Annotated in this window: 7 protein-coding genes; 6 read left to right on the forward strand and 1 reads right to left on the reverse strand. The window is 42.3% G+C overall.

Translation table 11 applies throughout. The features are described from left to right. Positions 1 to 110: 110 nt before the first annotated feature. Entirely contained in the window at positions 111 to 3,212 is a 3,102-nt protein-coding gene (locus tag ABFX33_RS19455; protein WP_346087612.1) for a SusC/RagA family TonB-linked outer membrane protein, read from the reverse strand. A 319-nt stretch (positions 3,213 to 3,531) separates the two neighbouring features. On the opposite strand from ABFX33_RS19455, the gene ABFX33_RS19460 reads away from it, so the two are divergent. From ABFX33_RS19460 to bglX, 6 genes are all read left to right on the forward strand, one after another. Further along, a complete protein-coding gene (locus ABFX33_RS19460) occupies positions 3,532 to 6,417 on the forward strand; it encodes a helix-turn-helix and ligand-binding sensor domain-containing protein (protein WP_346087614.1) in 2,886 nt (961 codons plus the stop codon). 258 nt (positions 6,418 to 6,675) lie between these two features. After that, entirely contained in the window at positions 6,676 to 9,702 is a 3,027-nt protein-coding gene (locus ABFX33_RS19465) for a SusC/RagA family TonB-linked outer membrane protein (protein WP_346087616.1), read from the forward strand. A 20-nt stretch (positions 9,703 to 9,722) separates the two neighbouring features. Beyond that, positions 9,723 to 11,252 (forward strand): RagB/SusD family nutrient uptake outer membrane protein, encoded by a 1,530-nt coding sequence (locus ABFX33_RS19470; protein ID WP_346087617.1) that lies wholly within the window; start codon positions 9,723 to 9,725, stop codon positions 11,250 to 11,252. Positions 11,253 to 11,301: 49 nt separating this feature from the next. Then, positions 11,302 to 12,672, forward strand: a complete 1,371-nt coding sequence (locus ABFX33_RS19475; protein WP_346087618.1) for a glucoamylase family protein — start codon at positions 11,302 to 11,304, stop codon at positions 12,670 to 12,672. A gap of 3 nt (positions 12,673 to 12,675) precedes the next feature. Next, a complete protein-coding gene (locus ABFX33_RS19480) occupies positions 12,676 to 14,421 on the forward strand; it encodes a family 43 glycosylhydrolase (RefSeq protein ID WP_346087620.1) in 1,746 nt (581 codons plus the stop codon). 13 nt (positions 14,422 to 14,434) lie between these two features. Then, a complete protein-coding gene (gene bglX, locus ABFX33_RS19485) occupies positions 14,435 to 16,714 on the forward strand; it encodes a beta-glucosidase BglX (protein ID WP_428835655.1) in 2,280 nt (759 codons plus the stop codon). Positions 16,715 to 16,739: the final 25 nt, after the last annotated feature.

Consider the following 16,739-nt stretch of genomic DNA (forward strand, 5'->3'; position numbering starts at 1 on the left):
TGAATTATTAACAGGTGCCTATTTCGAGCATCAGCTGAAAATTGCTGCACCCAGATTATTTATTTTTCATTTAACTACCATCAATAGTACTTAGATGGTTCTTAGTAATGTCAAAACCTTATATTTAAGCCAAGGGTGTACGATTTAATATTGGGGTAGCCCATGTAATCTAATCCGACATTTCGGTTAGAATCCTGATAGCTTACTTCAGGATCAAAACCCGTGTAGTTGGTCCATGTCCATATATTTTGTGCACTGACATATATTCTTAAATATTTTAAATGAATTTTCTCGAGTGACTTTTCTGAAAAATTATAGCCAAGAGCAAGATTCTTTAACCGGAGGTAAGAGCCATCTTCTACCCAGCGCGAGGAAACTTCGGGATTGTTGGTTGAGCTTGCCCTTGGTACGTCAGTATTGGTATTTTCGGGCGTCCAGCGTCGTAGTGCATCCTTTGTCGCATTTCCTTTTCCGGCCATCCAATCGAGTTCCATTCGTGTGATGTTCAACATATCATTGCCATAACTTCCTTGCATAAAAATATTCAGATCAAAATTCTTATACTTAAAATCATTGTTAAAACCGAAGGTGAAATCAGGATTTGGATTGCCTATAATCGTACGGTCGTCGGCATTGACAACACCATTTGCACCGGCGATCAATTGATTATTTTTATCGCGCCCAAATAAATCCTTATAGCGAATATCTCCAGGTTTCTTATTTGGTTGTGCGCTAAAATCATCGCCCTGCTGATAAATTCCATCTGTCACCCATCCAAAAAATGCGCCGAGTACCTCTCCTTCACGTAGCAGCTGCGAATCCGTTGAAAGCATGTGACCAGGGATCGTATTATATCGAATCTCGCCTCCAGGAAGCTGCAAAATCTTGTTGCGATTGAAACTGATGTTAAAATCTGTTTTCCATCCAAAGGCGCCGTTGAGATTGGTTGTCTGCAAACCAAATTCCCAACCTTTGTTTTGTACACTTCCCACATTTTGGAGCGCCGTAGTAAAACCTGAATAGAGCGGCAGTGGCACCTGATACAAGAGATTGATCGTTTTTTTGTAATAATAGTCTACTGATAGGTTGATTCGGCTCTTTAGAATACCGATATCCAATCCGGCGTCTGTCTGTTTGGTCGTTTCCCAAGTCAGATTCGGATTGGCAACATTGGTCGGCCGCACTGCATTAACTGGACTTCCGCCCATTGTTGTCAAGGTTGGTGAAAATCTGGCCAAGGATTGGTATGAACCAATTTCCGAGTTTCCGGTTTCGCCATAACTTGTTCGCAATTTTAAATTGCTCAGCCAGTCAATTGATTTCATAAACGGCTCTTGACTCAGATTCCAGGCAAGTGCGCCAGAAGGAAAGAAAGCCCATTTGTTGTTGTCACCAAACTTCGAGGAACCATCGTACCTCCCTGTAGCAGTAATAAAGTAACGATTTTTGTAATTGTAGTTTAAACGTCCATAAAATGAAGACATTACCCAATCTTCGAGATTCGAAGATGCATTTTGATAATTGGAACCAGCACCTAGATTCCAATAGCTAAAGCTGTCTGAAATGAAATTTCGATTATTGGCTTGCCAGGTTTCATTTCTAGAACTCTGATAGGAATAACCAGCCATCGCATTCAGATTATGGTCTTCGTGAACGGTTTGCGTATAGGTCAGGAAGTTTTCATTAATAAAATTGGTATTTTTATGTGCCGCGATCGATCCAACTCCACCGAAATTTCTTCCTTCGACAAGTTCTTTTGAGACATAATTACCTGTACGTTGATTGCTGACCTGTACACCAAAGGTGCTGCGAAAGGTTAGATTTTCTAAAATCCCCAACTCCACAAATCCATTTCCCTGAAACAGATCTGTAATCACTTCGTTTTTCCTTTCCATAGCAGCAGCCACCGGATTGTCATGCGGGTCACCGAACTGCTTCAAGGTGTATTTTCCTTCCTCATCGTAAACTCCCTGTGTAGGTTCAAACCGCAAGGCTGCGGAGATCACCCCTGCACCCGTCGTTCCGCTACTTCCTTCCTGTGTCCTCACACCGTTTAATTTATTGCGATTAAACAGCAGTCTCGTTCCGATTTTGATGCGATCAGAGACCTTCATCTCTAAATTTGAAGTCCCGGAAAGTCTTCTAAAATCCGAATTGATCACAGTTCCCTTTTGTCCAAAATGACTGACGGAAGTATAATATCTAATATTGTCACTGCCTCCCGACACGGAGACCTGATTATTCAACTGGTTTCCATTTCTAAAAATAAGATCCTGCCAGTCGGTTCCTTCACCTAGAGATCCCGGATCTTTAAATGGTAGATTATTATTCCCAGCATTCTTATAGGTATCGTTAATATAAGAGGCAAATTCCGACGCATTTAATAGCGAAAGGCGCTTCCCTACTTTCTGTGAAGCAAAGGAATTATTTAATTCAATAACAGGTTTGCCCGAACGTCCTTTTTTTGTTGTAATCATGATCACTCCATTGGCACCTCGGGAACCATAAATAGCTGTTGCAGAAGCATCTTTTAACACTTCGATAGATTCGACATCTTCGGGAGCGGGGGCCGAACTACCAGGAAAGCCATCAACCACATACAATGGATCACTACTCGCATTGATGGAACTACCGCCCCTAATCCGTACGCGCGGAGCTTTACCGGGTTCTCCATTCGTGCTGGTGACTGAGACCCCAGCAGCCCTTCCCTGTAAAGCTTGTGCAGTACCGGCCAATGGGAAAGCATTGATTTGATTTGCGTTAATGGAAGATACAGAACCTGTTAAATCGCTTTTTCGCTGTGTTCCATACCCCACCACGACAACCTCATCCATAACAGACTCGTTCGACTCTAAAGTAAGCTGTATAGTCTTTTGATTTGTAGCAAGTTTAATTTCCTGCTTAGCGTAACCTACGGACGAAAAAGTTAATGTTGCTTGCGCAGGTACCTTTAGCATAAACTCACCTTTTTCGTTGGTCTGAGTACTCCGGCCAGGAACTCCCTTTACGCTAATAGAAACTCCTTGCAAAGGCGAATTGTCTCTATTGACAACCTTACCTCTGATTTCTGATTCTTCTTGATTAATGCGATGATAAATGCCGCTACCTTCGACCCTAGTTGCTCCCATTGATAAGCCCGGGGACAAAAATATGGCCATGGAAGCATAGGGAATAAGCGCACAGGGCCCTCTTCTGAAAAGCTTTGATTTCATAATTTTACTGTTTAGTGTTTTTGGGTTTACGTTTTAAATTGGATTCACTCCTTGAGCAATTCGTTTGAATCCAAATCTAATTTCTAAAGATTTGTTCAAGTCATAATCATGTTTTATTTGGTTATTTGTTTCCAAGGTAATTAAAAAACGAGTAGACTTTACTGAATCGGACTATTAAAAATGCGAAAACGATTTCGACTTTTTAGTCAAAAAAATAAGCTTGAATGCCTATAATGACATTCATCTGCTGTAAGTATTCTGCCATTTGCGATAAAATCTATATATTGCTTTTCAAAATCAATTTAAAGTGAGGGATTCGATGATATCAAAAAAATATAGCGTTGCCTATATCTTTTGGTTTTGCGCTTTTTTTATACTGAATATGAATACTGGCTATGGCCAGACAATCATACCTACAGGCACACCTTTTGTAAAGCAGTACAAGAAAAGCCAATACAAGGCTGGAAACCAAAATTGGTCTTTGGCTATTGATCACGAAGGGCGAATCTATAGTGCCAATACAGAGGGCTTATTGCGGTTTGATGGACAATACTGGCGCATATACCCACTCCCCAACCACTCGACTGTCCGCAGTGTAGCTGTTGATAAAGCTGGAAGAGTGTACACCGGTGGACGAGGGGAATTTGGCTATTGGACATCAAAGGCATTTGGGGACATGAGCTATCATAGCCTTTCCAAGCTGGTCAAAGACAAGACTTATTTTCCAAACGAAGAAATATGGAAAATTATCGTTGAGGATCATCGTGTATTTTTTCATACTTTCTCCAAGGCCTATATATGGGAGAATAATACAATAAGACCACTTACGGCTAAAGGTGAACCCTTTTTATTTCCGCATCAACTCAACGATCAACTTTTTTTTGAACAGCTCCCGAGTGGTCTTCATGAATTCAAAGCGGACAAATTGGTCCCTGTACCAGGTAAAGATATCCTAAAAGATAAAAATGTACTGGCAATATTACCATTTGATAAAAATAATTCTCTTATCGCAACCGCCCATCATGGGCTCTATCTTATGGATTCCAGCGGAAATATTAGGCCTTGGTCAATTCCCGCTAATCCAATACTACGTCAATCCCAAATCAATAATGGAATTTATTTATTCGGAGGGCAGTACGCGTTTGGAACCATTCAAAATGGTGTAATTATTATCAATAAAAATGGAGAAGTAGCTCAACATATCAATAAAAATAACGGACTACAGAACAATACTGTACTCAGCATCGCAAAAGATAAACAACAGAATATCTGGGTAGGGCTGGACAATGGGATTGACCGAATTGAAATCAACTCTTCTTTGTCTTTTTATACTGATTTTGTAGGCAAAATCGGTACGGTATATACATCAATCATCTATCAGGGGAAAATTTACTTAGGGACAAATAAGGGCTTATTTGTCAGTGAATGGAAGGGACTAAACAATTACAATTCCTTAGATTTCGTTCAGGTTCCCAATTCAAATGGTCAGGTCTGGACATTGGCCATATTTGGTACCGAACTGATCTGCGGTCATAACGAAGGAACCTTTAAACTGGTGGACGGTAAATTGGAAAAGATTTCCAAAATTACGGGCGGTTGGATATTCAAACCTATATTCGGTACAAAGAATATTCTTCAGGGAAATTATACAGGTCTATCAAAGTTCATATTAGATGATATGCAGCTTCGATTTGCGCAGCAATTTTCCTCGATCAAGGAACCCGTTCGATTCCTCGCCCAAAAAGACAATCATTCATTCTGGATTGGAGATTGGGGACAAGTACAGCTGATTGATCTTGACCCAAACTTTCAACAAGCACAAATTCAATTTACCTCAAAGCAAGATAGTCTTGCTTCCAAAAGAAGATTTACGGGCATTTACACATTAGAAAACAATCTTGTTTTTGCTACTGACAGTGGATTCATGCAGTTTGATAATATCGTCAAACGCTTTAGTTATGCAAGCGAATTAAATAATGCGTTAGGAAGTTATAAAAATTCAAATAAGGTCATCCCGATCAATACCAACAGCTATTGGTTTATCCAGAAAACAAAAATCGCCAAGGTAGATTTTGATAGCAAAGGAAAGCTTAAAATAGATTCCAATCTGCTCAGCCCTTTGCAAGATCGTATGATGAGTAATTATGAAAACATCCTACCGATCGAAAATCATTATTATCTCATCGGATTAGATGACGGTTTTGCCATTTATCGGAATTCAGGTCAAGATCATAAATACGTATTGCCCCCGCCCCAGATTGCACAATTGACCAATCTCACAACCGGAGAAACAATCATACCAAATGGAGATCTTAAGTTGACTTCATCTGAGAATAACCTCAGGGTGAGTTTCTCAAGCCCCTATTACTCTTCTTCTCCCTTACAATATCAGTATTACTTAGAAGGTTATTCAGATAAATGGTCGGACTGGAGTGAAACAGCTTATCAAGATTTCACAAACCTACCATATGGACATTTTGAAATTAAGATAAGAGCTAGAACCAATACCGGCTTGACTTCGGAAATACAGACAATATCTTTTACAATTACATATCCCTGGTACCTATCATGGTGGGCAAAAATCTGCTATATTTTAATGGTTACGGGATTGATTTATCTTATATATAATTTCAATCTTCAACGAGAAAGAAAGAGACAGTTTCAAGCGAAGCGAAAATGGCTGGAAGAAAAGAAAGTTGCATTGGAAAGAGATGCCGAACAACAGGAGAAGGAATGGATTAAATTAAAGAACCAACAGTTGGAAGCTCAGCTCAGCCTAAAGAACAAGGAGCTGGCCAATGCTGCACTCAATATCGTTTATAAAAATGAAATGTTGAATAATCTACATGATGAACTCAAACAGCTCAAAGATGCAGAAGGAAACAAGCTCAGTTCCGACGAATTGAAAAAAATAAATAAGCTAATTGAAGACGCGCATAACGACGATCGTGACTGGCATATTTTTGAGAAAAGTTTTAATGAATCACATGAGAATTTCTTTAAAAAATTAAAGCAGGAGTTTCCGGATCTTGTTCCCAATGATTTAAAACTATGTGCTTATTTACGGCTCAATATGTCCAGTAAAGAGATTGCTTCACTACTCAACATCAGTACGCGAGGTGTAGAGATCAGACGTTACCGTTTGCGCAAAAAACTGGGTATACCAACTGACAAAAACCTGTCCGAATTTCTATTGGAACGTTAAAATTCCGCTACATAGACTACATCATTACCACACAGGCGCTTTAGTGTAAAAACAACACTAAAGCGCTCTTTTTTTTACATAAAAAATAAACTTAAACACCTCATTAAAAATATTTTACCAAACAACACAAGCTATACTGAGAAAGAACAAATTCAGTGTAGTAGTGATGTGAAAATGTTAAATTTTGGCAAACTTGTACTACATCAACATATTTGCTCAGGGAATAACCAATGAATTTTTAAACAAATACCAAAACTTATGAGGAATTTATCCGCATTATTTTTGACATCCATGGTCATATCAGTTGCCTATGGACAAACCTCTATACAAGGGGTAGTCAAAGATGGATCCAGCATGATATCCATGCCCGGGGTCACCATTAGTATCAAGGGGAAAGCAGCATCTACCAAAACCGACGCAACGGGTAAATTTCAAATCAACGCCTCTCCTACCGATTCCTTAGTTTTCAATTTTCTAGGCTACCGCACCCAAACGGTATACATCGGAAACCAAACGCAACTTAATGTTTTTCTGGAAAACGAAAATAAAGCCTTGGAAGAGGTTGTGGTCATTGGATATGGTACTGCAAACAAAAATGATCTTACCGCTCCCGTCTCAAATGTTAACATTGAAAACCTGACCAAGCGAACAACGTCTAATCCCATGCAGGCTTTACAGGGAAGCGTATCCGGTGTGCAAGTGATCACCAGCGGTGCACCTGGAAGTAGCCCAACAGTGCGAATACGAGGTGTAGGCTCTCTAAACAATGAAAATCCATTATACGTGGTTGATGGCATGTTTTTGGACAACATTGACTTCCTGAACTCCAATGATATTGAAAACATGTCGATTCTGAAAGATGCTTCAGGCGCAGCAATTTATGGTGTCCGGGCTGCTAATGGTGTCGTTATCATTACCACAAAAAAGGGTAAGATGAACATGAAGACGCGTGTAAACTATGAGGGTTATATTGGATTCCAGCGTCCCGTAAATATGCTCAAGATGGCAAACGGATCGCAATATGCCGCTATGCAGCTTGCCAAAGGCATAAAGGCAGATTCCCTATACGTAGTGAATTCTGTAACAAAATTTGGAGGTACAGGATTTTCTCCAAATACCAGCACCGATTGGTATGGCGAATTGTTGAAAAACAATGCTCCGATGCAAAGTCATTCGCTCGACATTATGGGCGGCACCGAAAAAATAAATTATTCTTTTGGAGCGAATTTGCTCGACCAGGAAGGTATTATGAGCGCTAAAAATGAATACAAAAGATATAACTTACGCTTTCAGATGGAAGCAAAGGCATTTGATTGGTTGAAACTGGGGTTCACAGCGCACTTGAGCAACTCCATCCTATTTTCCCCCAATAATGGTGCTTTTATGCTGGCCTATTATGCTTCGCCGCTGTACCCCGTTTATGACAGCAATAACACATTGGCCACAGACGGATTTGCATCATCAACCAGTATTGGTTACAACAATGGTGTTTTTAACAATCCTGTGGCAGCGGCTCATTACAATTATGATAGGACCAAAGCTTTTCAGCTTTTACCATCTTTCTATGCTGACCTAAATATCTGGAAAGACAAAATTACATTCAGAACCCAGTTCAGCCAAAAATTAGGTTCCAACCATAACTACAATTACAGACCTCAGTATTATGTAGACAATACACAGCGTTCGCAATTATCAAACTTAAAATCCGTTCAGGACAGATACACAAACTATATCTGGGACAACCTGTTAACGTATAAAGACAATGCAGGGGATCACAACTGGAGCCTGTTACTTGGACAATCGGTACGCGAAGACCGTTGGCGTAAGACGGAAGTATCCGCTGACGATATTCCTAAAAACGAAGAAAGCTGGTACGTAAATTTGGGTACACGATCAATTACAGGTTACAGCGAGGACGGAACACGCAATGCCGGTCTTTCTTATTTTGCGAGAGGTACATACGATTACAAAAAAACATACCTGCTCACGGCTACCTTCCGTGCCGACGGTAGCTCTAAATACCAAACACGTTGGGGCTATTTTCCTTCAGTAGGTTTGGGTTGGGTATTGACCAATGAGAACTTCTTAAAGGATCAGAACGTGCTGAACCACTTAAAACTGAGAGGTAGCTGGGGTAAACTAGGTAATGACGGTATCAATGCAAATGCGGGTTATGCCATATTGAATACCGGCAACGACTTCTCTGGTATTTTTGGAAGTATAAACAGCGCTAACGGTGCTTTTGTACCCGGGTATACCATCGAGTCACAGTTTAGCCGCATAGGTTGGGAAGTCGTGGAAGAATGGGATTTTGGATTGGATTTTACACTTGCTAATCAAAAGTTAAAAGGATCTGTGGACTACTATCACCGCCTTACAACGGGACTCGCCTTCGATCGAACCCGTGCGCTTCGCGGTGGGACCATTTACGGTAACTTTGGCGACGTTGCCAACAGCGGGTTTGAGTTTAATTTAAACTGGGCTGACCGTGTGGGCGAATTTGGATACCATATCGGTGGTAACTTAACGACCTTGAAAAATGAAGTGAAAGACTTAGGCGGTATCGCTTATCTGACCGGAGGACAGTCAGAATTCCCCACCCGGTCACAGGTAGGAAGCCCCTTAAACTATTTCTACGGCTACCAAATTGCAGGTATTTATCAAAACCAGACACAGATAGATGCCGATCCTATCGGAAAAGCCAACAATGCTAAGCCGGGCTACTTTATCTACAACGACCGCAACGGCGATGGAATATTAGATGAAAAGGACCGCACAAATTTAGGCAGCTATTTACCCAATATTACCTATGGTTTTAATGTGGGTTTCGACTACAAAAATTTTGACCTCAGTATCGCGTTTCAGGGACAAGCGGGCAATAAAATTTTAAACCAGAACAGGGCACAGCGTTCCAAATTTTCTATGATGAATGGTGATGCTGAGTTTGTAACAAATCTTTGGAACGGGGAAGGTTCTACCAACCTCTACCCTTCTGCTTATGCAACCACCCAAAATTACAATTTCGCGGCAAGTTCATTCTGGGTTGAAAGCGGTTCATATTTCCGTATTCAAAACATACAGCTTGGTTATAATTTTCAAATCAGCAAAGGTGAGAAAAAAACCGGTTTAAGAATTTTCGCTACAGCAGATAGACCGGCCATATTTACTAAATATAGCGGCTTTACACCAGAGGTTACCGGTGACGGAATCTCTGCAAGAGGCTACGACCTGAATGTCTATCCTGTTTCCGCGACATATAGCTTAGGAGTTCGCGTATCTTATTAATTGTCTTAACACAGAATATCATGAAAAAATATATAAATATCGCATTATTTTCATCTTTGATACTGCTTGGAAGTTGCTCTAAAGACTTCCTAGACAGGCCAAAGGAAAATACAAAACCTGCTCAAACGATCGACTACAAAGATCTTTCGTTGATGTATCAGCCTGTTTCAGGCGTTTACAGAACCGCAGCCAAAGCAGCGCCGGGTTTTGTCCATTGGGTAGATCTCGGTATTCGTGGCGTGCGCGGAGACGATTTGAACAAAGGGAGTTCACCAAGTGATCAGTCTGCGCTTACCGATATTAAGAACTTCAAGAATTCAGGGGTATCAGTTCAATCTTTTTGGGGTCTCAATAATTGCTGGACAGATTATTATGGTATCATATTCTATTGTAATGAAGCGCTCATAGAACTTGATAAATTTGCAGCTAATATTCCTGCTGGCGATGGAGCAAATCTTACTTTAAATCAACGTTATAAAGCGGAAGTCCGATTTATGAGGGCTTTTGCACATCTCATTGTATCGCGTGTATTTGGGGCAGTACCTATTTTGACAGACAATCCGGTCATCAATGAAATAGGTAAAAGTAGTGTGGACGATATACGCAAATTCATTATCGCCGAAATGGACCAAACGTACAATGACCTGGAAGATAAAGCTCCCCGGGAAGCGCAACATGTCGGAAGCATTACCAAACATACTGCCCTCCTCCTTAAAGCCAAAGCAGCGAGCGACTTGGGCAAGAATGACAATGCCAGCCCATATTGGGATATGGTCCTTGATGCAACCAACCAGGTTATAGCCAGCAATAAGTTTACCTTATTCGCCGACTATTATGAGCTATTCAAAAGACCAGGTAAGATGAGCACAGAGACGCTATACGAGATCCAATACAGCGACTTTGGAACTCCCTCCGGTACAGCTGTCAGTCCGGATGCATTTTTTGCATTTCAAGGGCCTTCGGGGCCACAACAAGGTAGTCCCATCAGTGGTTGGGGATTTTTGACTCCATCACAGAAAATCGTAGATTTCTTAACCGCCCGCGGAGATCAGATCCGATTGAAGACGACCATACTCTATGCCGGAGCAACTACCGCAACCTTCGAATCGACTCCAAGTGGAGATAAAATCTATGGTAATAACAATGGTGACCGGTATTTTAACGGCAAAGCCTATATGCCACACAACCAAATGACTGCAGGCCGGACATCCTACGGTTCGGACAATAACGTCCGGGTATTACGGTATGCAGATGTGCTATTGCTAAACGCAGAAGCAAAGATCCGAAAAGGCCAGAATGGCGACGGTCCTTTAAACCTTGTTCGCCAGCGCGTAGGCCTCACTCCTATCCTGGGAGCGACATTGCAAAACGTTCTGGACGAACGTCGTGCCGAATTTGCTTGCGAATGGTGGGGCGAACGTTACAACGATTTAATTCGGACAGGTACTGCAGCAACAGTGCTCAAAGAGTATGGGTTTGTTGCCGGACAAACGGAATACCTGCCTATTCCCCAACTTCAAAAGGACTTGAATCCTAATTTAAATAAGTAAACAACAGCAGCAAGCACCGGCTTTTGGCCGTGCTTGCTTATATCATGCTATGAAAAATAACTTCTTATACTTAGCCCTCTTATGTAGTTTTTGTGCTTGCAGTTCGCCAGGCAAAAAATCCACCATTAATGCAGACAAACCCAGCTACGACAACACAAAAAAAGACAGTGACTCTCTGCTCACTTTGGTACAACAGCAAACCTTCCAATACTTTTGGGACGGTGCCGAACCCAATTCGGGACTTGCGCGCGAACGCATACATATCGATGGTGTTTATCCCGAAAATGACCGCAATGTCGTTACCATCGGCGGTAGCGGGTTTGGATTGATGGCTATTTTGGTGGGAGTACACAATGCTTTTGTAAGTAAGGAGGAAGGACGGCAGCATATCGAAAAGTCGCTAAATTTTCTGGATACTGTACAACGCTTTCAAGGGGCCTGGTCCCACTGGTACTTTGGCGACACGGGCAAACCAAAAGCATTCAGCAAAAACGACGACGGCGGCGATATTGTCGAAACAGCTTTCATGGCAGAAGCTTTGATCTGTATCCGCGAATATTATAAAAATGGCAACGACGCCGAGAAGAAAGTTGCCTTACAAGCAGACAAACTTTGGAAAGGCATCAACTGGGATTTCTACCGTAACGGCAAAGATGTGTTGTACTGGCATTGGAGCCCAAATCATGGCTGGGGTATGAACCACGCTATACAGGGATTTGATGAATGTATGATCTCCTATATTCTGGCAGCGGCATCCCCTACCTATCCCATTCCTGCATCTGTCTACCACAAAGGCTGGGCGAGAGGCGGTGGTATCCGTTCATCTGCCCAAAAATATGGTATTCCAACAATTGTAAAACACAATGCAAAAGATGGCGAAGTCGGGCCGCTGTTTTGGGCACACTATTCCTTTTTAGGGTTAAATCCAACAGGCCTATCTGACCAATATGCCAATTATCTGGACGTGGTTACCAATCACACCAAAATCAATATTGCCTACGCCGATGAAAATCCAAAACGGTTCAAAGGCTACGGAGCAGACAAAGGATGGGGCTGGACAGCCAGCTATTCGACCAATGGCTACAACGCACATCAGCCCGACAACGATCCGACAGGCGTGATATCCCCTACAGCAGCTCTATCCTCTATGCCTTATACCCCTAAAGAAAGCATCGCTTTTATACGCTACCTAAAAGACAGTATCGGCGAAAAGATTTGGGGAAAATATGGGTTTTATGACGCCTATAGTGAAACAGAAAACTGGTTTCCGCAACGCTATTTAGCGATTGACCAGGGGCCTATCGTAGTCATGATACAGAATTATAAGGATGCTCTTATCTGGGATTTATTTATGAATGCTCCCGATGTGCAGCAAGGATTAAAAAAATTGGGTTTCAACAGCAGCTATTTTAAACACTAAAATATGCGCATATTATTTTTAATCATATGGACCACGGTGGGGACAGCGCTTCTGGCTCAAACCAGCAACAATTTCCAGACCTATTGTAATCCCATTAATATCGATTATGGCTACACGCCTATTCCTAATTTTTCGGAATGGGGACGCCACCGTGCTACAGCAGACCCCGTTATCGTCAATTATAAAGATGATTATTACCTATTCAGCACCAACCAATGGGGCTATTGGTGGAGCCCGGATATGAGCAAATGGACATTCCAGCCACGCAAGTTTTTGCGCCCGTGGAACGGCAATGTATACGACGAACTCTGTGCCCCCGCTGTTGGCGTGGTAGGCGACACCCTGCTGGTTTTTGGGAGTACTTATACGGATAAGTTTACGATTTGGATGAGCACAGACCCTAAAAACAATGAATGGAAACCGCTGGTGGATAGCTTTGCAATAGGCGGTTGGGATCCCGATTTCTTTACCGATACCGATGGCCGGTTTTATATGTACAACGGCAGCAGCAACCGTTACCCCTTGTATGGGATCGAACTAGACCGTGGCAGTATGCAGCCCAAGGGCACCCGAAAAGAGCTGCTCCACCTGGAAGACTGGCGCTACGGATGGCAACGCTTTGGGGAATATATGGATAACACCTTTTTAGATCCCTTCCTGGAAGGGGCGCATATGACCAAGCATAACAACAAATACTATTTCCAATTTGCCGCCCCCGGAACAGAATTTAGCGGTTACGCCGATGGTGTAGCTGTGGGGGATTCTCCGCTTGGCCCATTTGTCAAACAGTCAGATCCGCTAAGCTACAAGCCCGGCGGATTTGCCCGTGGAGCCGGACATGGTGCCACCTTTCGCGATAAACATGGCAACTATTGGCATGTGTCTACTATCGTGCTGGGTGTAAAAAACAATTTTGAGCGACGCTTAGGTATCTGGCCAACCTATTTCGACCGTGACGATATCATGTATACGAACACAACTTTTGGCGACTATCCGCATTACCTGCCCGATAGCGACAGCCCGGGACGATTTACGGGTTGGATGCTCCTCAATTACAAAAAGTCGGTTTCAGTTTCCTCGACTTTAGGTGCTTATGCGGCAAATTATGCGGTAGATGAAAACATGAAAACATACTGGAGTGCTTCCTCGGGTAAAAAAGGCGAATGGATCAGTACCGACCTGGGTGCTGTTTCCACAGTACATGCTGTACAGATCAATTATGCGGATCAGGACGTAGATAGCACATTTTTGGGAAAAATAGACGACATCTACCATCAATATAAATTACTGGCCTCTATAGACGGCAAAAAATGGGAAATTATTGCAGATAAAAGCGTAAACAAAACAGATGTACCGCACGACTATGTGGAGCTTGCCACGCCCCATAAAGCTCGATACATCAAACTGGAAAACGTCCATATGCCTTCAGGGAAATTTGCCCTTAGTGGATTACGTGTATTCGGAAAGGGTATAGGAAAAGTTCCTGAGCCGATTAAACAGTTTATGGTAATGCGCACCGAAAAAGATAAACGCAGCGCCTGGATCAAGTGGAGTCCAGTAGACAATGCTTATGCATATAACATATATACAGGACTGGCGCCTGATAAACTATATAACTGCATCATGGTGCATGACGCCAACGATTACTATTATAAAGCAATGGATAGCCAAAAGCCGTACTATTTTTCTATAGAAGCAATCAATGAAAACGGCACTTCGGTACGCTTTCCTGTAGTCAAAGTAGACTAAAATAAATATGACTATGACAAAGATAACGATATGGATAGTCGGCGCACTGATAACCTATAGCGCAGCCGCAAATGCCCAAAACGATCCTAAAATGGATCAATTTATAGACCAACTTATGGCTAAAATGACTGTCGAAGAAAAGATCGGGCAGCTGAATCTGGTCACTGGCGGTGAAGCGACAACAGGAACTACGGTTTCCACGGATGTGGAAGCTAAAATCCGAAATGGTCAGATTGGTGGTATATTCAGTATGAGTACACCATCCAAGATTCGGAAAACCCAAGAAATTGCAATCAAACAGTCCAGGCTTAGGATTCCGATTATCTTTGGTATGGATGTTATCCATGGCTATCGCACGGTTTTCCCTATTCCTTTAGGACTTGCAGCAACATGGGACATGGGATTAATTCAGCAATCTGCCCGTATTGCTGCTGAAGAGGCAACAGCTGACGGAATTAACTGGGCTTTTTCGCCGATGGTAGATATTTCGAGAGATCCAAGATGGGGACGAATTTCTGAAGGTGCCGGTGAAGATACCTATCTAAGTTCAAAAGTTGCTGCGGCTATCGTTCATGGTTTTCAAGGCGATAATTTGGCTGCACACAATACCATGATGGCCTGCGTGAAACATTTTGCATTATACGGCGCCGCAGAAGCTGGTCGGGACTACAATAGTACCGATATGAGCCTTCATCGTATGTACAATGAATATCTACCTCCCTACAAAGCGGCCATAGATGCTGGCGCCGGGAGCATCATGACTTCTTTCAACGACATCAATGGCGTACCTGCTTCGGCCAATAAATGGTTGATGACCGATGTATTACGCAAACAATGGGGCTTTAAAGGCTTGGTCGTAACCGACTATACCGCTGTTAATGAACTCTCAGCACATGGCCTTGGAGATCTGCAACAGGTATCGGCGCTCAGCTTAAATGCCGGAGTTGACATGGATATGGTGGGCGAGGGTTTTCTAACCACGTTGAAAAAATCACTTGATCAAGGTAAAGTCAAACTCACCGATATTGATCGAGCTTGTCGTTTTGTACTGGAAGCAAAGTATAAACTAGGATTATTTGAGGACCCTTATCGTTATTGCGATGATCAACGCGCAAAAAACGTCATCGGTTCTGCAGCCAACCAAGCCAAAGCAAGAGAAATTGCGGCAAAATCATTTGTTTTATTGAAAAATGAAAATCAGATTCTCCCATTAAAAAAATCGGGCACAGTCGCTGTGATCGGCCCGCTGGCCAATTCTGGAGCCAATATGCCGGGCACCTGGAGTGTGAGTGCTGAATTAGAGAAAACAGCATCATTGGTGGAAGGAATGAAAGCGGTGTTGGGTAACAAAGTGAATCTCCTTACGCACTTGGGCAGTAACTTGATGGAAGATCCTACTTATCAAAAACATGCAACAATGTTCGGCCGTACAATAGCGAGGGATCCCCGAAAAGAAGATGAAATTATTGCGGAGGCGTTGAAGGTTGCCGAACAAGCGGATGTCATTGTTGCAGCACTTGGGGAATCCTCAGAAATGTCAGGTGAAAGCTCAAGCCGCTCTCAATTAGATATTCCCCATAATCAGCAAAATCTATTGAAAGCATTGTTATCAACCGGAAAGCCAGTTGTGCTTGTTTTATTTACTGGTAGGCCGCTAACCTTGACCTGGGAAGATGCACATGTCCCTGCTATATTAAATGTTTGGTTTGGAGGCACAGAGACCGGAAAGGCCGTTGCAGATGTATTGTTTGGAGATGTCGTTCCCTCTGGAAAGATTACAGCAACTTTTCCGCGCAATGTCGGGCAAATCCCCATCTACTATGCGCACAAAAATACCGGAAGACCTTATGGAAATTCTGGGGATTTTGAAAAATTTAAATCGAATTATTTAGATGTAAGCAACTCACCGCTCTACCCCTTTGGCTATGGATTGAGTTACACAAGTTTTACTTATGGTGATATTCATCTAGATAAAAACACATTGGACAACAACAGTAGTATTCAAGCGAGTATTAATATCAGCAATACCGGGAAATATGATGCCGAAGAAACAGTTCAGCTCTACATCCAGGACTTGGTTGGCTCTGTTACCCGCCCGGTAAAAGAATTAAAAGGATTTCAGAAAATATATTTGAAGAAAGGTGAAATGAAGACGGTTAAATTTGAGATTAACGTAAAGGATCTCAAATTCTTCGATAATAATCTGAACTACGTAGCCGAGCCAGGAGATTTTAAAATCTATATCGGTCCCAATAGCCGTGATGTTAAAGAGGAGGATTTTAAGCTACTTTAAAGTCGATCTGCCACATTCGCAGCTG

It is taken from the genome of Sphingobacterium ginsenosidimutans (genome assembly GCF_039536865.1).
Lineage (GTDB): Bacteria > Bacteroidota > Bacteroidia > Sphingobacteriales > Sphingobacteriaceae > Sphingobacterium > Sphingobacterium detergens.

Bases quoted from the DNA above. Each gene is read 5' to 3' on its own strand.
- ABFX33_RS19455 (WP_346087612.1), bottom strand. From the start codon at position 3,212: ATGAAATCAAAGCTTTTCAGAAGAGGGCCCTGTGCGCTTATTCCCTAT.
- ABFX33_RS19460 (WP_346087614.1), top strand. From the start codon at position 3,532: ATGATATCAAAAAAATATAGCGTTGCCTATATCTTTTGGTTTTGCGCT.
- ABFX33_RS19465 (WP_346087616.1), top strand. From the start codon at position 6,676: ATGAGGAATTTATCCGCATTATTTTTGACATCCATGGTCATATCAGTT.
- ABFX33_RS19470 (WP_346087617.1), top strand. From the start codon at position 9,723: ATGAAAAAATATATAAATATCGCATTATTTTCATCTTTGATACTGCTT.
- ABFX33_RS19475 (WP_346087618.1), top strand. From the start codon at position 11,302: ATGAAAAATAACTTCTTATACTTAGCCCTCTTATGTAGTTTTTGTGCT.
- ABFX33_RS19480 (WP_346087620.1), top strand. From the start codon at position 12,676: ATGCGCATATTATTTTTAATCATATGGACCACGGTGGGGACAGCGCTT.
- bglX (WP_428835655.1), top strand. From the start codon at position 14,435: ATGACAAAGATAACGATATGGATAGTCGGCGCACTGATAACCTATAGC.